Source organism: Pseudomonas cremoris (assembly GCF_014230465.1).
In genome coordinates, this window is the sequence record NZ_JAAXCY010000003.1 from 514,629 (window position 1) to 533,783 (window position 19,155).

At 61.6% G+C, this 19,155-nt stretch carries 18 protein-coding genes; 9 read left to right on the forward strand and 9 right to left on the reverse strand.

Translation table 11 applies throughout. The features are described 5' to 3' along the window. Positions 1–138: 138 nt before the first annotated feature. From HF257_RS09130 to HF257_RS09145, 4 genes are all read right to left on the reverse strand, one after another. Positions 139–1,074 (reverse strand): LysR family transcriptional regulator, encoded by a 936-nt coding sequence (locus tag HF257_RS09130; RefSeq protein ID WP_185709423.1) that lies wholly within the window; start codon positions 1,072–1,074, stop codon positions 139–141. A 137-nt stretch (positions 1,075–1,211) separates the two neighbouring features. Then, positions 1,212–2,399, reverse strand: a complete 1,188-nt coding sequence (locus tag HF257_RS09135) for a cyanate transporter (RefSeq protein ID WP_185709422.1) — start codon at positions 2,397–2,399, stop codon at positions 1,212–1,214. A 152-nt stretch (positions 2,400–2,551) separates the two neighbouring features. Then, complete coding sequence (locus tag HF257_RS09140) at positions 2,552–3,994, reverse strand: aldehyde dehydrogenase family protein (protein ID WP_185709421.1); 1,443 nt, start codon at positions 3,992–3,994, stop codon at positions 2,552–2,554. Next, positions 3,991–5,616: a 5-guanidino-2-oxopentanoate decarboxylase gene (locus tag HF257_RS09145; RefSeq protein WP_185709420.1), complete on the reverse strand. Its 1,626-nt coding sequence runs from the start codon at positions 5,614–5,616 to the stop codon at positions 3,991–3,993. The genes HF257_RS09140 and HF257_RS09145 overlap by 4 nt, the downstream gene beginning before the upstream one ends. Before the next feature lie 110 nt (positions 5,617–5,726). Here HF257_RS09145 and HF257_RS09150 point away from each other — a divergent pair, with 110 nt between their 5' ends. After that, positions 5,727–6,599, forward strand: coding sequence for a LysR substrate-binding domain-containing protein (locus HF257_RS09150; RefSeq protein WP_185709419.1), 873 nt, complete (start codon positions 5,727–5,729; stop codon positions 6,597–6,599). 121 nt (positions 6,600–6,720) lie between these two features. Here the strand turns inward: HF257_RS09150 and HF257_RS09155 are convergent, their stop codons facing one another. Both HF257_RS09155 and HF257_RS09160 read right to left on the reverse strand, forming a co-directional pair. Further along, positions 6,721–7,335 (reverse strand): NAD(P)-dependent oxidoreductase, encoded by a 615-nt coding sequence (locus HF257_RS09155; RefSeq protein ID WP_185709418.1) that lies wholly within the window; start codon positions 7,333–7,335, stop codon positions 6,721–6,723. Positions 7,336–7,368: 33 nt separating this feature from the next. Beyond that, a complete protein-coding gene (locus HF257_RS09160) occupies positions 7,369–8,235 on the reverse strand; it encodes an MBL fold metallo-hydrolase (protein ID WP_185709417.1) in 867 nt (288 codons plus the stop codon). A 105-nt stretch (positions 8,236–8,340) separates the two neighbouring features. Between HF257_RS09160 and HF257_RS09165 the strand changes: the two genes are divergently transcribed. Together HF257_RS09165 and HF257_RS09170 are read left to right on the forward strand one after the other, a co-directional pair. After that, the gene (locus HF257_RS09165; RefSeq protein WP_185709416.1) at positions 8,341–9,246 is read left to right on the forward strand and encodes a LysR family transcriptional regulator; all 906 of its coding nucleotides are present in this window, start codon (positions 8,341–8,343) and stop codon (positions 9,244–9,246) included. Positions 9,247–9,346: 100 nt separating this feature from the next. Next, positions 9,347–9,526 carry a hypothetical protein gene (locus HF257_RS09170; protein WP_185709415.1) on the forward strand — a complete coding sequence of 60 codons (180 nt, stop codon included), beginning with the start codon at positions 9,347–9,349 and terminating at the stop codon, positions 9,524–9,526. On the opposite strand, the gene HF257_RS09175 is transcribed toward HF257_RS09170, so the two are convergent. Further along, positions 9,519–10,397 carry a helix-turn-helix domain-containing protein gene (locus HF257_RS09175; RefSeq protein WP_185709414.1) on the reverse strand — a complete coding sequence of 293 codons (879 nt, stop codon included), beginning with the start codon at positions 10,395–10,397 and terminating at the stop codon, positions 9,519–9,521. The genes HF257_RS09170 and HF257_RS09175 overlap by 8 nt on opposite strands. Before the next feature lie 188 nt (positions 10,398–10,585). On the opposite strand from HF257_RS09175, the gene pobA reads away from it, so the two are divergent. Beyond that, complete coding sequence (pobA, locus tag HF257_RS09180; protein ID WP_185709507.1) at positions 10,586–11,770, forward strand: 4-hydroxybenzoate 3-monooxygenase; 1,185 nt, start codon at positions 10,586–10,588, stop codon at positions 11,768–11,770. A gap of 144 nt (positions 11,771–11,914) precedes the next feature. Next, entirely contained in the window at positions 11,915–13,369 is a 1,455-nt protein-coding gene (locus HF257_RS09185; protein ID WP_233081541.1) for an MDR family MFS transporter, read from the forward strand. Positions 13,370–13,502: 133 nt separating this feature from the next. Here the strand turns inward: HF257_RS09185 and HF257_RS09190 are convergent, their stop codons facing one another. Together HF257_RS09190 and HF257_RS09195 are read right to left on the reverse strand one after the other, a co-directional pair. Continuing rightward, on the reverse strand, positions 13,503–14,342 hold the full coding sequence (locus tag HF257_RS09190) for a cache domain-containing protein (RefSeq protein WP_185709413.1): 840 nt from the start codon (positions 14,340–14,342) through the stop codon (positions 13,503–13,505). Between the two features lie 50 nt (positions 14,343–14,392). Further along, a complete protein-coding gene (locus HF257_RS09195; protein ID WP_185709412.1) occupies positions 14,393–15,166 on the reverse strand; it encodes a transporter substrate-binding domain-containing protein in 774 nt (257 codons plus the stop codon). A 346-nt stretch (positions 15,167–15,512) separates the two neighbouring features. Between HF257_RS09195 and HF257_RS09200 the strand changes: the two genes are divergently transcribed. From HF257_RS09200 to HF257_RS09215, 4 genes are all read left to right on the forward strand, one after another. After that, a complete protein-coding gene (locus tag HF257_RS09200) occupies positions 15,513–16,883 on the forward strand; it encodes a glutamine synthetase family protein (protein WP_185709411.1) in 1,371 nt (456 codons plus the stop codon). 102 nt (positions 16,884–16,985) lie between these two features. Then, positions 16,986–17,585: a class I SAM-dependent methyltransferase gene (locus HF257_RS09205; protein WP_185709410.1), complete on the forward strand. Its 600-nt coding sequence runs from the start codon at positions 16,986–16,988 to the stop codon at positions 17,583–17,585. A 122-nt stretch (positions 17,586–17,707) separates the two neighbouring features. Further along, positions 17,708–18,841 (forward strand): ribonuclease D, encoded by a 1,134-nt coding sequence (gene rnd / locus HF257_RS09210; protein WP_185709409.1) that lies wholly within the window; start codon positions 17,708–17,710, stop codon positions 18,839–18,841. After that, positions 18,838–19,131: a YcgL domain-containing protein gene (locus tag HF257_RS09215; RefSeq protein WP_185709408.1), complete on the forward strand. Its 294-nt coding sequence runs from the start codon at positions 18,838–18,840 to the stop codon at positions 19,129–19,131. Before rnd ends, HF257_RS09215 begins: the two co-directional genes overlap by 4 nt. Positions 19,132–19,155 lie beyond the last annotated feature (24 nt).

Below are 19,155 nucleotides of genomic sequence, written 5' to 3' on the forward strand. Positions count from 1 at the left end.
ACGGGCTGTTGTAGTGAGCGGGCTTGTCCCGCGCTGGGGGGCGAAGCCGCCCCAATAAAAACGCCGCATTCTGTCTGACAGAATGCGGCGTTTGGTTTTAGGGCGGCTTCGCCCCCCAGCGCGGGACAAGCCCGCTCACTACAATAACCCCTGATCCGCGCACACCTTGACCACCTGCTCACGAAACCAGGTATTGGCGCTGTCCTGTTCGCTGGTTTCATTCCACTGCATATCCAAGGTAAAGCCCGGCAGTCCGTTGGGCGCTTCGCAGTGGCCAAATGTCGACGCGGGCGCCAGCAGCTTTTGCACGCGGCGGGGCAGGGTGACGATGAAGTCGGTGGCGGTGATCATCTTCAACGCCGCGCCATAGCTGTTGGCGCGAGCGATGACCTGGCGCTTGTGACCCTGACGTGTGAGCCAGCCGTCGATCATGTTGGTGTCGGAGGTCCACGGCGTAGGGAACACGTGGCGCCGTTCGACGAAGGATTGCAGGCTGAATGCCGGTTCCCGAGGGGCTGAGCGTTTGTCGAACACACAGACTAAATCGTCCTCCAACAGCATCTGGGTCTTGAAGTCTTTGTGGGCGCGGTGGAAGTTCGGGCCGAAGCAGATCACCAGGTCGAGACGGCCCTCACGCAGGTCGTCGGCGGGGATATCGGTTTCCAGCTTTTGCACATTGACGATCACCGGTAAGTCGGCGCGGTCGAAGTTCTTCAGTAGGCGCGGCAGGATCAGTTGCTCGAAATATTCCGGGGCACACACATTGAAGGTCACGGCCTTTTGCGTCGGGTCGAATGCCTGGCCGCCGGCGTGGCACAGGTTGATGCTTTCGAGGATCTTCTGCACATGGCCATACATGGTGGTGGCCTTGTACGTCGGGCGCATGCCCGCCCGCGTGTTGATAAACAACTCGTCTTCGAAGCTGGTGCGCAGCTTCTTCAAGCTGTAGCTCACGGTGGACTGGCTGACGAACAACGTTTCGGACACTTCGGTAACGCTGCTCTGGTCGTAGACGGCGATAAATACCATCAAGTCCTGCATGTCGAGCTTTCTGAGCAAGTTACTGTTTAGCATCCATTCCATCCGGTAAGCCTTGGCACTGTGGCAGTGCGCGACAAGGGCAAAAGCTTAACGGAACGGTCGTACCATAAGAAGGCTCTGTAGGTCGTTTCTATGTTTGGAGTGAGACAAATACTGTTTGCAACACGACGTCAGCGGATATGCCGGGCGTAATGCGCAGGGTTGAAGCGCGTGACCATCAGCAGCATCACCACCACCACCGCCGCGAGTGACCACCAGGCCCATTCGAAGCTGCCCAACTGGTCGCGGATCATGCCGGCGATCAACGGCGACAAACCGGCGATCAAGTAACCGATGCCTTGCACAAACGCGGTGAGGCCTCCGGCGCGGCGCGGGTTGTCCAGGTGGTCGAGGGACAGGATCAGGCTCATCGGAAACAGGCCGCCGATGCCCAGGCCCAGCAGGCACGGCCACAGCAGGCTAAGGTATTGCGGGCTGAGGATCAGGCCACAGAACCCGAGGATGATCAGCACCAGCAGCACAGCAACCACCGCGCGTTTATCCTGGCGACGGTTGGCGATTGCTGGGGTGATCAGGCCGGAGATCACTTCCATGGCGGTCAGGAAGCCCAGCAGCAAACCCGCGTTCTGCTCGCTCCAGCCTTGTTCCACGTAGTACGGCGCCAGCCACGCGAGTACGCAGGTATAGGACGCCGTACCCAAGCCAAAGAAGATCGCCAGCAGCCACGCGCGCGCGTTGCCGAAAAATGACGCTTGTGGGCCGGAACCGGCGTGGGGCAGCGGCGGCAACACCGAGCGCTGCGCGTACCAGAACACCAAGGCCAACGCCGCGAGCGCCGCCCACACCGCCAGGCCGATGCGCCAACTGCCGGTCTGCACTTGCACGAACGGTGAGAACGACGCCGCCAACGCGGCGCCGCCCATGATCGCCGTGACATACAAGCCCATGAACAACGAGACGTTATCGCTGAACCGCGACTTGATCAGCGCCGGCATCACCGCCTGGATCATCGCGATGCCCACACCGGCGGCGATGGCGCTGACGATCAGCTCAAGCGCTGAATCGAGGAACAACCGCGACAGCGTGGCAACACCAATCACCAGCAACGACAGCACAATGCTGCGATGTTCACCGAAGCGCTTGGCCAGGCCCATGCCAAAAAACATCGCCAAGCCCATGGCCATCACCGGCAACATGGTCAGTAACGCCGCGCTGCTGAAGCTCAGCGGCACATCGCCGCGAATCGATGACAACAAAGGCCCCACGGCCGCCATCGACGGGCGCAGGTTAAGGGCGACCAATACGACACTGATCATCAGCCAAACGGCTGTGGTGGGTTTTGCGTGAACGTTTTCCATGGGCCAGCCTTGAGTGAACAGGCGCGAATCAGGCCACGGCCAGGGGTTGGGGGCAAATCAGAAAGTCGCAGGCCCTATCTAAAAATTGCGTGTTGAGTGGGCCTGTAGTGAGCGGGCTTGCCCCAGCGCGGGACAAGCCCGCTCACTACAGGTCAGTGGGCGCGGATCACGTGTTTGATCTCCTGGAACGCCGCTAACCCCCACGGCCCCAGTTCACGACCAATGCTGCTCTGCTTGTAACCACCCCAAGCCGTCTGCGGGAAGATCACTTGGGGTGCGTTGATCCACACCATCCCGGCCTGCAGCGCATTGGCCACACGCTCGGCGGTTTCGGTGTTGGCGCTGACCACGCTGGCCACCAGACCGAAATCACTGTCGTTGGCCAGGGCGATTGCCTCGTCCTCGGTGGCAAAACGTCTGACGCACAGCACCGGGCCGAAGATTTCTTCATTCCACAACGCGCTGTCCAGCGGCACGTCGGTAAACACCGTTGGCCGAATGAAAAAGCCGTTCGGCAGATCCGCCGGACGCTCACCGCCGCACAACAACCGTGCACCGTCATCGATGCCTCGCTGGATATGCCCCTGTACTCGTTGGTACTGCGCACGATTGATCAGCGCGCCCATCTCAACATCGTCGGAAAACGGATCGGCGACGCGAATACTTTCCGCCCGCGCTTGTAACCGTTGCAGGAATTCATCTGCCAGGCTGTCGGCCACCAGCACGCGACTGGTGGCAGAGCACATCTGCCCCGCGTTGAAAAAACCACCGCCGCAGGCCAGTTCCACTGCCAGATCAAGGTCGGCATCGGCCATGACCAACAACGAGGATTTACCGCCCAACTCCAGGCTCACACCCTTGATGGTTTCGGCGGCGCGTTGCATCACCTGCACACCGACGGCGTTACTGCCGGTGAAGGAAATCTTCGCCACGCGAGGGTCCGCCGCCAGCGGTGCACCCACGGCCAGGCCCGTGCCGCACACCAGGTTGAACACACCTGCAGGGAAACCCGCGTCGGCAATGATGCGCGCCAACTGCAGTTCGGCCAACGGCGTGACTTCGGAAGGTTTGAGCACCACGCAGCACCCGGCGGCGAGGGCCGGGGCGAGTTTCCAGGCGGTGGTGACCATCGGGAAATTCCACGGCACGATCAGCCCGACCACACCGCACGGCTCACGACGCAGGCGCGCGCTGAAGTCCGCGCTGGGCAGCGTCACTGGCTGGTCCTGGCCTGCGTCCATCGCTTCGGCGATGCCGGCGTAGTACTCGAAGGTGGCGATCACGTCGTCCACGTCAATGCCCGCTTCAAACAGCGGCTTGCCGTTGTTGCTCGACTGAACGTGCATCAGGTGTTCGCGTTGTTCACTGACGCCCTGGGCGACCCTGCGCAACAGCGCGCCGCGATCGCGTCCGGTGCTTTTTGACCAGTCGCCGAACGCGGCGCTGGCTGCATCCACGGCCTGCGTCACCGCCACGGCATCGCCCACGTTGACCTGGGCCAACGTCGCCTCGGTGGCCGGGTTGATCACGTCCAGTACAGCCTGGCCCGCACGCCACGCGCCATCGATATACACACCGTTCAATACTGTGCTCATGCTGCTACCTCCTGCATCCAACGTCCCTGGTCGATTTCAATCAGCGTCGGCCCCTGGCGATCAGCCGCAGCCCGCAATGCAGAGCGCAAATGCTCGATGCCCTGGATGCTTTCGGCGGCGCACCCGAGTGCCTTGGCGACCCCGATAAAGTCTGGGGTGTAGATGTCTACGCCGACCGGCTCGATGGCGCGGTTGACCATGTATTTCTTGATCTCTTCATAACCCTGGTTATTCCACAGCAGCACGATGACTGGCGTGCGGGCTTCGACGGCGCTGGCCAGTTCTGGCAGGGTGAATTGCAGCCCGCCGTCGCCGATCAGGCACACCACCGGTTGCCCGTCACCACGCCCCAACCAGGCGCCGATGGCGGCCGGCAGGGCGTAGCCCAAGGTGCCGTAGCCGGTGGACGAGTTGAACCAACGGCGCGGGTGGTCGGGGTTCAGCGTCAGGTTGCCGCTGTACACCGGCTGGGTGGAATCGCCCACCAGCACGGCCTCGGGCAGTTCTTGCAGGACGGTGTTGAGGAACAGGGTTTGCGCGCGGGTGGCGGCGTCCCAGGCAGGCGTCAATTCGGCCCACAAACGGGCGACGCGTTGAGGGCCCCAACTGGCATCGCGAGTCGGTAATGGCGTGTTGTTTAACTCGGCCAGGAGTGCGGCGGCGGCGATCTGCGCGTCGGCTACCAGGGCGACCTGCGGCGGGTAGTTGCGCACGGTCTGGTCGGGGTCGATATCGATGCGCAGCAACGCGCCGGGAATCTCGAAACCGCCGGCGAAGGTCACGTCGTAGTCGGTCTCCGCCAGTTCGGTGCCGATGGCCAACACCACGTCCGCTTCGGCCACCAGGGCGCGAGTGGCGACCAGGGTCTGGGTCGAACCGATCAGCAGCGGGTGAGCCCCGGGCAGCATGCCTTTGGCGTTGATTGTCAGCGCCACTGGCGCCCCCAGTGTTTCGGCAAGACGGGTCAACTCAGGCGCCGCATCAATGGCGCCGCCACCGGCCAGGATCAATGGCCGCTTGGCCGCCGCCAGCAATTGGCTCATCTGCTTCACCGCCGATGGCGCCGCGCCGGCACGGGCCACGCTGACGGGTTCACTGCCCAGCAACGCGTCGGCGTTTTCTACCAGCACATCCAGTGGAATCTCGATATGCACCGGGCGCGGCCGCCCGGCCTGGAACAACGCAAACGCCCGCGCCAATACGCCGGGCAATTCTGCCGCCGACATCAAGGTATGGGAGAACGCCGCGACACCCGCCATCATCGCGCCCTGGTTCGGCAGCTCATGCAGCTTGCCGCGTCCGCCGCCCAACTGGCTGCGCGACTGCACGCTGGAAATCACCAGCATCGGGATCGAGTCGGCGTAGGACTGGCCCATGGCCGTGGTGATATTGGTCATGCCGGGGCCGGTGATGATGAAGCACACGCCGGGCTTGCCGCTGGTGCGCGCATAGCCGTCGGCCATGAAGCCGGCGCCCTGTTCATGGCGCGGTGTGACGTGACGGATGCTGGAGCGGGCCAGGCCGCGATACAGCTCCACGGTGTGCACGCCGGGGATGCCAAACACCTGGTCCACGCCGTAGCCTTCCAGGAGGTTGACCAATACTTCGCCGCAGGTCGCCATAGATGTCGCTCTTGTTATTGATTCGAGGCGGTATTGGACCGGCTGGCCGGTAGCGGCAACAATCGATAAAAAGTCATACTAGCCATGTCCTCACGTCATGGCTGCGCCCTATGAAACGCCTTCCTCCATTGCCTGCGTTGCACACCTTCTGGGTCACTGCCCAGTGTTGCAACTTCACCCGCGCCGCCGAGCAATTACACATCACCCAAGGCGCGGTGAGCCGGCAGATTGCCGGGCTGGAAAGCCACCTGGGGTACGCGCTGTTCCAGCGTCAGGCACGGGGCTTGAGCCTGACCGAAGAAGGCCGCGAATGGTCGCTGCGCACGCAACAGGTATTCGGCCTGATCGGTGATGCGGTGGAACAGATCGGCAGTCGCCGCCAGACCCTGCAGCTCAAGGCGTCCACCTGTGTCATGCGCTGGCTGCTGCCACGCTTGATGCAATGGCAAAAGGAGCGCCCGGACGTGCCGGTGGAACTCACCACCACCGTGGCCTACACCGTGGATTTTCGTCGTGAGCAATTCGACGCGGCAGTCATCTATGCGCCCATCGCTGAACAATCGGCCGAAGCGCGGCATTTGTTTGATGAACAACTCACACCGGTTTGTGCTCCGGCGTTGCTCGATGGTTTAGCCAGCCCGGCGGACTTGCAGCAACAAGTGCTGCTGCACCCCACGCGGGATGAGCGGGACTGGGCGTTGTGGCTTGCGGCGGCGAATACGCGGCTGGGCAATTTGGCCCAGGGACATCATTTCGAAACGCTGGACTTGGCCATGACGGTGGCGTCCCAGGGTTCGGGCGTGGCGATTGGCGACAGCGCGTTGATTGGCGAGGATTTGAAAGCGGGGCGGCTGGTGATGCCGTTTGAACTGCGGGTGCCGACGGGAATGGGGTATTACCTGGTGTATCCGCCGGGGACAGCGCCGTCGGCAGAGCTTGAAGCCTTGATGGATTGGTTGGTCAGCCAAGCACAAACCTCCTGACCCCAAAGATCCAAATGTGGGAGCGGGCTTGCTCGCGAATGCGGTGGATCAGTCAGTAAATCTTTATCTGACACACCGCTTTCGCGAGCAAGCCCGCTCCCACAGTTTTTACCGAGTCGTGTCAGTAGCCCACGGTGAAGCGCTGGCGCGAGTGCTTTGGCGATTCGACTTCGTCGATCAGCGCAATGGCGTAATCGGCAAAACTGATCCAGCTGCGACCTTCACTGCTCACCAGCAAATCATCCTGGCCCACACGGAATTTACCGGTGCGCTCGGTCTCCACAAATTCCGCCGACGGCGACAGGAACGTCCAGTCCAGCTCCTTTTCCTGGCGCAGTGCGTCGAGAAACTCCGCACCCGCAGTGGCTTCAGCTTTGTATTCGGCAGGGAAGCCGGGGCTATCGATCACGCGACTGCCATCTGGCAGCAACAGCGAGCCGGCACCGCCCACCACCAGCAAGCGTTTCACACCGGCCTTTTTCACCGGGCCGATCACGGCGCTGGCGGGCAGGGTGGCGAAATGCGCGGCGCTGATCACCACATCGCTGCCGCTGACGGCGTGTTGCAGGGCCTCGGCATCCAGCGCGTCGGCTTGTTTGACCGTGACGCCAGGGCGTGCGGCGATCTTGTCGGTATTGCGTGCAATAGCCACCACGCTATGCCCACGACGCAGCGCTTCTTCCAGCAGTTGGCTACCGGCACGGCCGGTGGCACCAATGATTGCAATCTTGCTCATGACGTTCTCCAGTTAGTCAGGGTTTAAAACCATTCACCACTTCATTTCGCCCTTGGCGACTTTTGCGCTCAGTTCCAGCGAACTTTCGTCGGCGAGGGTGGGGTAACGCTTTTTCATGGCCGCGATCAGGGCGGCGGAGTCCTTGGCCTTGGCAGTCTCGATATCAAAGGCTTTGATGTAGTCGGCAGTGAACGCCACGGAGGCCAAGGTTGGCGTGCCCAGGTAATGACCTGGAACGACTGTGCGCGGTTTCAATTGCTGGATGCGCTGCAGTGTAGCCAGCCAATCCTTATGGGATTGGGCGCTTTGGGTGTCGGCCATCCACAGGTGGATGTTTTGCGAGACGACCACGCCACCGACCACGGCCTTGATCGACGGGATCCACACAAACGTGCGATCCGGCTGCGGGCCGTCCAGGCCGATCACGTCCAACTGCTGGCCTTCCAGAGTCAGGCTGTGACCTTCGAGCACGTCGGGCACGATGGTTTTGGCGGGCTTGTCGGCGCCCATTTTCGGGCCCCAGAACTCCAGTTTGCCGGCCACGGTTGCTTTGATGTGATCGACCACCGGTTGCGGTGCCAGCACCTTTGCATCGGGGAAGGCGGCGGTCAGGGTGTCGAGGCCGAAGTAGTAGTCCGGGTCGCCGTGGCTGATGTAGATGGTGGTGAGGTGCTTGCCGCTGGTGCGGATCTTCTGGACCAGTTGCTCGGCTTGACCCTTGCCGAATTGTGCATCCACCAGGATCGCGTCCTTGGCGCCGCTGACCAGCACCGAGCTGACCGGGAAAATCGCGGCATCGCCTGGGTTGTAGACGTCCAGTTTCAGGTCGGCCGCTGCCGCATGGGCGGCGAAGGCCAGGGCGGCGGTCGCCAGGGTCAAGCGCTTGAAAGTCGAAAACATGGGGCAGCTCCTGCCATCGCTAAGGGATGTACAGAGCTTAGTTGCACCAAACGCAACTAAAAATGCGATGCTGGGACATAGTTTGTTTCTAAAATCGGGCAAATCATGGACCGTCTTCAAGCAATGCGTGTGTTTGTTACCGTGGTAGACCTGGGCAGCCAGTCTGCCGCTGCCGACCATTTGGACCTGTCGCGCCCGGTGGTGTCGCGCTATCTGGCCGAGCTGGAAGACTGGGTCGGTGCACGTTTGCTGCACCGCACCACACGCAAGCTCAGCCTCACCGCCGCCGGTGGCGAAACCCTGCCGCGCTGCCGGCAGATGCTAGAGCTGTGCTGCGACATGCAGGCCGCCGTCAGCGAGCCGGATGACGCACCGCGTGGCCTGTTGCGCCTGAGTGTCAGCACCTCGTTCGGCCAGGCGCAATTGGCCGAGGCCATCGCCGAATACGTCAAGCGCTACCCGCTGGTGACGGTTGACCTGCAAATGCTCGATCGCACGGTGAACCTGGTGGATGAGCGCATCGACCTGGCCATCCGCACCAGCAGCGACCTGGACCCTAACCTTATTGCCCGGCGCCTGACCGTCTGTCGCTCCGTGGTGTGTGCTACCCCGGCCTACCTGCTGGAGCATGCGGCGCCCCAGACAGTCGACGACTTGGCTCGGCACAACTGCCTGACCCACTCCTACTTTGGCAAGAGCTTGTGGCATTTCGAAGAACACGGTGAACACGTGTCGGTGCCCGTGCACGGCAACATCACGGCCAACGAGGCCAGTACCTTATTGCGCGTGACCCTGGCCGGGGCGGGGGTGTCGATGCTGCCCAGCTACCAGGCCGGCGATTACATCCGCCGTGGCGAACTGGTGCGCCTGTTGCCTCACGCAGAGCCTCGGCAGATGAACATCTACGCGGTGTATGCCTCGCGCAAGCACATGCCGTCGGCACTGCGCAGCCTGCTGGATTTTTTGGTGCTGCGGTTTCCGGAGGAGCCTGTGTGGGACGTCGGTCTTTGAGCCGACATAAAGCGGTTGAATGTCGTCCGATAATGGCAACTCGCCGGGTCTGACCTATGCTTTAAACAGCACTGTTTAGATCCGTGCTGAGGTCTGTGCCATGACTCTAAAAATTAGAAAGTACCTGAAGATTTTCATCCTGAGCGCCTTGGCGACTGCGCTTTACGGCACTGCCGCCTACCGTGTCGAACAGACGCGTCTGCAGCCGACGGCGTTCGCGATCAGCTGCCATCAGGACCAATGCGTTCCCCGTACCGGCAGCTTCAGCGCACTCAGGTAGCCGACTGTTCGGCCTTGAGTTGCTCACGAAACGCCTTGGGCGAGAACCCGACCCGTCGACGAAACAGACGGGAGAAGTTGGTCGGGTCGGAAAAACCCAATACCTCTGACATCTCATTGATGGTCATGCCTGTGTAGGTCAGCAGGCGCTTGGCTTCCAGCAACTGGCGGTCATGCATGATCTGCAAGGCAGGCTGCCCGCCCAGTTCCCGACATGTCCCGTTCAGGTGTGAGACCGAGATACCCAGCTTATGGGCCAAATCCTCAATCTTCGGGTGTTCGCGGTAGTGCTGTTCCACAAGCTGGGTGAAACGTCGGAAATACTCGCGGCCTCGGGGGGCGCGTGGATGGCGACGCTGGATGGCCTGGCGGCTGATCCACACCAACAGCACGCTGACCAGCGCGTGCATCATCATGTCTCGTGCCGGTTGCTCATCGGCGTATTCGGCCTGCAAGCGGGCGAACTGGCTGTTGAGGTAGTCACTGTCTTTGCCCGCCGGGTAACTGCCGAGTGCCTGCAAGCCGTCCACGGTCGAACCCAGCTGCGCCTGCAAGTGGTTGACCAGCGGTGCCGACAAGGTCACCACATAACCCTCAACGTCTTCGGAAAACCGGAAACCATGCACGCATAGCGGCGGCAATACCTGCAGCGTCGCCTCGTGCAGTGTGGTGCGCTGACCTTCGATTTCCAACTGTGCCTGGCCTTTGTACACGAACAGCAACTGGCACAGATCCGCGTGCCGGTGGGGTTGGATTTCCCACTGGTATTCCCGACTCCGTCGGGAAATGGTTTCACAGTGCAACAAATCGGGGGTGGGCCATTGCTGGTTTTCCCCGTAAAGCTTGAAGACCGGAATCGCGGTTTTGGTCATGGTTTCAATCCGATACTCAGAGAGTGGTGCGGTAATCGCCCCAATTGGCAAAAAGCGCAGGCTTTGTCTCAGTTTTCACCTTCTTATGCCGGCCACTCAAGTGAAAAATGTCAGCAACAAGACCAATGACAACTCTTTCACCCTATCCGTTCGGGTGGAGCTTGCGGGCGATAAAAATAATGAAAACGCTGAAAACCCAAGTCGCCATTATCGGCGCCGGTCCATCGGGACTGCTGTTAGGCCAACTGCTGCACAACGCCGGGATCGAGACGTTGATCCTTGAGCGCCAGACCGCCAATTACGTGCAAGGCCGCATTCGCGCCGGGGTGTTGGAACAAGGCATGGTCAACCTGCTGCGCGAAGCGGGCGTCAGCCAGCGCATGGATGCTGAAGGCCTGGTGCATGACGGTTTCGAACTGGCCTTGAACGGTCGACTCACCCACATCGATCTCAAGGCGTTGACCGGCGGCCAATCGGTCATGATCTACGGTCAGACCGAAGTCACCCGCGACTTGATGGCGGCCCGTGCCGCCGCCGGCGCCACCACCCTGTACGAAGCGCGCAACGTGCAGCCGCATGATCTGAAAAGTGATCGACCCTGGCTCACTTTCGAGCATCAGGGCGAAGCCTTTCGCCTTGAGTGTGACTACATCGCCGGTTGCGATGGTTTCCACGGCGTAGCGCGCCAATCGATCCCTGCTGAATCCCTGGAAGTTTTCGAGCGGGTCTACCCCTTTGGCTGGCTGGGCATTCTCGCCGATACCCCGCCGGTTCACGCCGAGCTGGTGTATGCCAAACACTCGCGTGGCTTTGCGCTGTGCAGCATGCGCTCGCCGACCCGCAGCCGGTATTACCTGCAAGTGCCGGTGGAAGAACCCCTGGATGAATGGTCGGACGAGCGTTTCTGGGACGAGCTGAAAACCCGCCTGCCCAACGAACTGGCCGAGCAGTTGGTGACCGGCCCCTCGATCGAAAAAAGCATCGCGCCGCTGCGCAGTTTCGTGGTGGAACCGATGCAATACGGGCGCCTGTTCCTGCTCGGGGACGCAGCGCACATCGTGCCGCCTACGGGCGCCAAGGGCCTGAACCTGGCAGCCAGCGACGTGAGCACCTTGTATCGCATCCTGCTCAAGGTGTACCGCGAGGGGCGGGTGGAGTTGCTGGAGCGCTATTCGGCGATTTGCCTGCGCCGGGTGTGGAAGGCCGAGCGATTTTCCTGGTGGATGACCTCGATGTTGCACCCGTTTCCGGAGGCGGATGGTTTTAGCCAGCGCATTGCCGAGAGTGAACTCGATTACTTCATCCACTCCGAAGCAGGCCGTAGGACCATTGCCGAAAATTACGTAGGACTTCCTTACGAGGCTATTGAATAGCCTGCTATCGTATCGAGCATTCCCGCGGGCCATCTGTACCTGCGGGCCCCGCTCGAAGGTTTTATCGTGAATCAGCCCGAACATCATCTGCCCAAGTCTCCCGCTCCACCGGTCCCTGCTGTGCGCAGCATCCTCGCTGCGCTGATGCTGGCCATCTTCCTCGGCGCCCTGGACCAGACCATCGTCGCGGTGTCCATGCCGGCCATTTCCGCCCAGTTCCATGACGTCAACCTGCTGGCCTGGGTGATCTCTGGCTACATGGTGGCGATGACCGTGGCGGTGCCGATCTACGGCAAGCTCGGTGACCTGTACGGGCGTCGGCCCATGATGCTGATCGGCATGGGGCTGTTCACCGTGGCGTCGTTGTTCTGCGGTATGGCGCAAAGCATGGAGCAACTGGTGCTGGCGCGGGTGCTCCAGGGCGTTGGTGCGGGCGGGATGATCTCGGTCAGCCAGGCGATCATCGGCGACATCATCCCACCTCGTGAACGCGGGCGTTACCAGGGTTATTTCAGCGGCATGTACGCACTGGCCAGTGTGGCCGGGCCGGTGCTCGGCGGTTATATGACCGAGTACCTGTCGTGGCGCTGGGTGTTCCTGATCAACTTGCCCCTGGGCGCTGGCGCCTGGTACGTGGCCCACCGCACGCTGGTGGGGCTGCCGGTGCCGCAGCGCAAGCCGGTGATCGATTACCTCGGCACGGTGTTGATGATTATCGGCCTGACTGCCTTGCTGTTGGGCATCACTGAAATTGGCCAGGGGCATCATTGGCGTGATGATCAAGTGCTGGGCCTTCTGGCCTGTGGGCTGGTGGCATTGGCGCTGTTTGTCTGGCACGAACGCCGCGCACGTGAGCCTTTGTTGCCGATGCATCTGTTTGCCAACCGCAGTGCGGTGCTGTGCTGGTGCACGGTGTTTTTCACCAGTTTCCAGGCGATTTCCCTGACGGTACTGATGCCTCTGCGGTATCAGACAGTTACCGGCGGCGGTGCTGACAGTGCCGCCTTGCACCTGCTGCCCTTGGCCATTGGGTTGCCGATTGGGGCGTATTCGGCTGGGCGCATGACGTCGGTGACAGGACGCTATAAACCGATGATCCTCAGCGGTGCCCTGTTGAGCCCGCTGGCGATCCTGGGCATGGCGTTCAGTGCACCCCAGGCGGTGCTGCTGACCGGCGTGTTCATGCTGCTCTGCGGGATCGCCGCAGGTCTGCAATTTCCTACGTCACTGGTGGGCTCGCAAAACTCGGTGGAACAACGCGACATCGGCGTGGCCACCAGCACCACCAATCTGTTTCGCTCCCTCGGTGGGGCGGTGGGCGTCGCGTGCATGTCGGCGTTGCTGTTGGCGCTGTTGCAGGATTCGAGTTTCTCGCACCTGGCCAGCGGCGCACTGGTAGGCGAGGGCGGTTCCGGCAATGTGCTGCTCGATGGCCTCAACGCTGCGCCTGGCCCGGCGAAGGATGCGCTGCGGGGGGAGTTGGCGGTGACGTTCCGGCATTTGTTGATGGTGAGTGCGGCGGTGTCGCTGCTGGGGTTGGCGGCGGCCATTGCGATGCCGAACCGGGTGTTGCGTGGGCGCGAAGATAAGGCACGCTGACTGACACGCTAGAGATCCCAATGTGGGAGCGGGCTTGCTCGCGAAAGCGCTGTGTCAACCACTGATGATTTGACTGAATCACCGCATTCGCGAGCAAGCCCGCTCCCACATTTTTACCCGTATTCCTTCAGTTTCAGGGGCTGTAGTAACCGACCGCAACCATGAAGTGCCCGGCCTTGCGCACGTACGCATGCTTGTTCTCGACCTTGTCGGTCACCGGGTTCTTCCAGCGGTACTTGTACTCACCCTGGTCCTGCTCGGCCATCAGCTTGAGAATCGGCTCACCCACCGGCTTGCCATCCGGGTCCTTGATCTTGCTGAAGTCGGTGTTGATCAACCGCAGGTTGGTGCCATGGGCCACGTAGCGCTGGGTGTCGAGATCTACCACAAACACATACAGGTCATCCTGCAGGAAGCCCCCCTGCAATGAGTTGATCGCCTTGAGCGTGCCCGCCTCATCCTTGAGCAGCGCATCCGCCGCTTTATTGCGCAGCGCTCGCGCTTGTTCCGGGGTGGCCCGGGGCAGGTAGTAACCCACCGCGAGGATGCGTTCGCCGACGCGCTGATAAAACACGTGCTTGCGCTCGACCTTGCCGTCGTTCCAGTTTTGCCAGCGGTAGTCGGCTTGCTGGATGCCCTGGCCTTGCGGCACCTTGAGTGCGTCCTTGAACGACTGGCGCAGGTCCGGTCCCAGCACTTCGCTGACATCGCGACCGATCAACGCCGAGGAAGGCCCACCGCTGGCGAGCAGCACGCCCTGGGTATCGACCACGAACACGTAACGATCATGGTCGACAAACTCGCCTTGGCGGCTGAACGCGGCGAACGCCTTGTCGCCATTGCTCTGGTAGTAGGCCAAGGCTTTTTCCAGCAAAGCCTTGGCCGCCGTGGCGTCCTCTTCCTGCGTACTGGCTGCGTGCACCTGGCTGAAACACAACAGCAGCAGCCAGGTGATTCGGAGCATTCCCTTCATGGTCCGTCCCTCGTTCTTGTTGGTGTGCCAAGAGCGTAGACGGCTGTGGCTCAGGGCGCCGCCAACCATTGATTGACGATGCCGGTGTAAACACCGGTGGCCACGCTCAGGTGCAACCACTGGTCGACGTAGCTTTTCCACGCCACATCATCGCGAGGCAGCAGGAACGCTTTTTCGCTGTACTGCATCTGCTGCTCAGGGTTGACCGCGCACAGCCCAGGCTTGAGCTTCTGCTGGTAACGCGCTTCGCTGGCGTCGGTGATCATCACGTCGGCCTTGCCCGCCAGCAGTTCGTCAAAGATGGTCACGTTGTCATGCAGGCGGATTTGCGCCTGGCCCAAGTGGGCGCGGGCAAACACTTCGTTGGTACCGCCCGCCGGTTCGATCACGCGCACCTGGGGCTGGTTGATCTGCTCCACGGTCTGATAGCGCTTCACATCGGCGCAGCGCACCAGTGGGATCTTGCCGTCGACGCCGAGGGACTGGCTGAAAAAGGCTTTTTTTTGGCGTTCCAGCGACACCGAAATACCGCCCACGGCGATGTCGCAGCGTTGGGCCAGGAAGTCCGGCATCAGGGTTTTCCACGTGGTAGGCACCCATTGGATCTTCGCGTTGAGGCTTTTGGCCAAGGACTCGGCCATGGCGATGTCGATCCCCTCATAACTGCCATCGGCCTTTAAACCGGAGTAAGGCTTGTAGTCGCCGGTGGTGCAGACGGTGAGGGTGCCGCGCTGCAACACCTCGTCGAGGCGCGAAGGGGCGGCGTCGGCCAGGGCATTGGTGGCCAGGCTTGCCAGTACACAGAGGGCTAAAGGCGCTTTCATGCGGTCGGGTCCTTGGGGGCATGGTCGAGGGCGGTCATTATTTCCAGCTGCGCAAGCGAGTGGCAAGGTATGTCGAATGTTTAGCCGTATTGCAACCAAACTCCGTCAACCCTGAATTTACCCACCTATCCAGGCGTGTGACGCTGGCAGGCATCTACCTCAGTGTGATCCCCGTATGGACGGCTCCCCCGACACTCATCCCGCGACACTGCCGTCCGCACTTGCGTTCTGGGCCTTGTTCCACTGCCGACACGCCCGCCCACCAGATACCTCTCTCCTACGTTGATCCACCCCCTGGATGACGCGCATCTGCGCGCCTGCCCGACTCACACGTATGAGAATTCCCATGAGCGTTTTTGCTTGCCTGCACGAAGCCCAATCCTTTCTTGAGCAACACCCGGACATCGAGATGTTCGAGCTGTTTATCCTCGACAATAACGGCGTACCCCGTGGCAAGTTGCTGCACCGCGATGAACTGTTGGCGGTGTACGAAACTGGCCGGCCATTGCCCAGCACGATCCTGGGCCTGACCATCAATGGCGACGACGTCGAGAATTCCGGGCTGGTTTGGGACGTGGGCGATATCGACTGCCGCGCCTACCCGATCAGCGGGAGTTTGCAGCGCATGCCGTGGCGCTTGATTCCTACGGCGGCGGTGCAGGTGAGCATGCACCCGACAGAGGGGCAGCCGGCAACCATCGCCGACCCCCGGCATTTACTCGCCAAGGTTATCGACGAGCTCAAGGCCGACGGGTATTACCCGGTGATGGCGGCGGAACTGGAGTTTTATCTGCTCGACCAAAAGCCTGACAGTCATGGCCGCCCCCGCCCGGCGCGGGACATGGACGGCGGGCGCCCACGCTCCACCCAAGTCTATGGCCTGCGCGAACTGGAGCAGATCGAGCCGTTCCTGGCCGATCTCTATAGCGCGTGCAAACTGCAAGGCATCCCGGCACGTACGGCGATTTCCGAATACGCCCCCGGCCAGGTCGAAATCACCCTGGAGCACCGTGCCGACGCCCTGCAAGCCATGGACGAGGCGGTACGCTACAAGCGCCTGGTCAAGGGCGTGGCACATAAACACGGGATGACGGCCTGCTTCATGGCCAAGCCGTTCGACGATTTGGCCGGCACCGGCATGCACATGCACGTGAGCCTGGCGGATGCTGCAGGGAACAACCTGTTCGCCAGCGAAGCCGCCGACGGCACGCCTTTGTTGCGCCAGGCAGTGGGCGGCATGCTCAGCACCTTGCTCGATTCGCTGCTGATGTTCTGCCCCAACGCCAACTCCTATCGCCGCTTCCAGACCAACAGCTACGCGCCTTTAGCAGCCACCTGGGGGGTGGACAACCGCACCGTCAGCCTGCGCGTGCCGGGTGGGCCGGCCAACTCCCGGCATATCGAACACCGTATCTGCGGCGCCGATGCCAACCCTTACCTGGCCGCTGCGGCGATCCTGGCTGGCATCCACCGAGGCATCCGCGAGCAACGCGATCCTGGCGCGCCGGTAGAAGGTAACGGCTACGCCCAGGCCAAGGAATTACTGCCCACCGATTGGCTGACCACGCTGCGTGCGCTGGAAGGCTCAAGCTGGGCGCGGGATGCGTTCGGCAGCGAGTTCCTCGGCGTGTACCTGGCGGTGAAACGTGCGGAGTACCGCCAGTTCATGGGGGAGGTGGGCGAGCAGGATTGGCGGTGGTACCTGCATCAGGCATGAATGTGTTTCAAGGTGGCGGTGGTTTCGACCTTTTTTTCACGTAGCGCTGGTTAAGCTGCGGATCAAGGTCGTTCACTACCGTTCTACTCACATGAGTCCGTGATGTCGCCACAACCTCCATCCGCCATCGAGAATGAATTCGCCGAGCACTGTGACCGTGAGCACGCGCGGGTCTGCGGCGACACTCGCCCGCCTGGGTTGATGCAGCGCCTGGCCTCGTGGCGCGATGAGCGGCTGGTGCGCCATGCGCTGAAAGTGGCGGGCGAACCGGGGCTGATCCTTGACTTGGCGTGCGGCTCGGGGCGGTTTTGGCCGGTGTTGGCCGAGCACGTCAACCGGGTTATCCTGGCCTCGGACAACTCCCAGGACATGCTCGACCATGCCCGCACTCATCACCCGGCGGAATTGCTCAAGCGGGTCAAGACGTTCCAGGGCTCGGCATTTTCCATAGGCCTCTCGGCGAACGCGGTCGACTGTATTTTCTGTCTGGAATTGTTTCGTCATGTGCCCAGTAGCGAGGTGCGCCAAGCACTGTTGCGCGAGTTTCATCGGGTCAGCCGTGACACGGTGATCGTCTCCGTCAACTCTCGTACAGCCGTAGAGGACGAGTTCCGCCAGGCGGGCTTCAAGGTCCTGAATCATCAGGAGTTCATGCCGGGTTCGAAACTGTGGCGGGTCTACGTACTGCGTAAGACAGGATAACTTCCGTCTGTCGGACTATTCTTCATCTCCTGTCCGAGTTTTCATGGCTGCCTGTGCACTGCGGATGCTCGCAAGTCCCTTTCGCGATATATACTGCGCGCCATTCTTCAAGGGAGAGCCGTGTGGCCATCGATATTCACTGGATCTGCGACAACGATAGCCTCGGCCAGCATTGCGCCGAATGGCAGCAGTTGCCATTCGTCGCCCTCGACACCGAATTCATGCGGGTCGACACCTTTTATCCCATTGCCGGGCTGATCCAGATTGGTGATGGCGTACGCGCTTACCTGATCGATCCCCTGACCATCGACAATTGGCAACCCTTGGCCGCTTTGCTGGAGAACCCAGCGGTGATCAAGGTGGTGCACGCCTGCAGCGAAGACCTCGAAGTGTTGCTGCGCCTGACCGGCAGCCTGCCGGTGCCGTTGTTTGACACCCAATTGGCTGCGGCTTACCTGAACCTGGGTTTCTCCATGGGCTATTCGCGCCTGGTGCAAGCCGTGCTGGATATCGAACTGCCCAAAGGTGAAACCCGCTCGGACTGGCTGCAGCGGCCGTTGTCCGAGACGCAGATCAGCTACGCCGCCGAAGACGCGGTGCATTTGGCCGAGGTCTACACACGGTTGCGTCCGCAGCTTTCGGACGATAAATACGCCTGGGTACTGGAGGACGGTGCCGAACTGGTCGCCAACCTGCGCCGTGAAGTCGACCCGTACGAGGTGTACCGCGACGCCAAGCTCGCGTGGAAACTGTCCCGTGCCCAGCTCGCCGTCCTGCGTGAGCTGTGCGCCTGGCGCGAACAGCAGGCGCGCGCCCGTGACCTGCCACGTAACCGCATCATTCGCGAACATTCGCTATGGCCACTGGCCAAATCCCAGCCGGATAACCTCGCCGCCCTGGGCAAAATCGAAGACATGCACCCGCGCACCGTGCGTCAGGATGGCCAGTTCCTGCTGGACCTGATCAAACGTGCCGGCAGTGTGTCCATGGACCAATGGCCGCCTGCCGTTGCCGAACCGCTGCCGGTGGACGCCGCCACGCTGATCAAGCAACTGCGTGCACTGGGCCAGGCCGAAGCCGAACGCCTGGACATGGCGCCAGAACTGATGCTGCGCAAGAAAACCCTCGAAGCCCTGGTTAAAAGTGGCTACCCCGATGGGCCTTACCAATTGCCAGACTCGCTGCGTGGCTGGCGCCGCGAGTTGATGGGCCAGGCGCTGCTCGACAGCCTGGCCACTGCCGGAGAACAGCCTTGAAACGTATTTGTTCCATCTACCGCAGCCCTAAACGCGCCGGCATGTACCTCTACGTCCTGAAAAGCGATGTGCTGGAGCGAGTGCCCGAAGGTCTGCTGACCGTGTTCGGCAAGCCGGTGCACGCGTTCAACCTGGTGCTGACGCCTGAGCGCAAGCTGCAACAGGAAGACATCGCCCAAGTGCTGGAAAACCTCGACAAGCAGGGCTACCACCTGCAAATGCCGCCGCCTGAGGACGAGTACATCGAACACTTGCCCGAAGAGCTGCTGCGTCGCAACGACCCGATGTGATCGGTCAGTGCCCTGTTCGGGGCA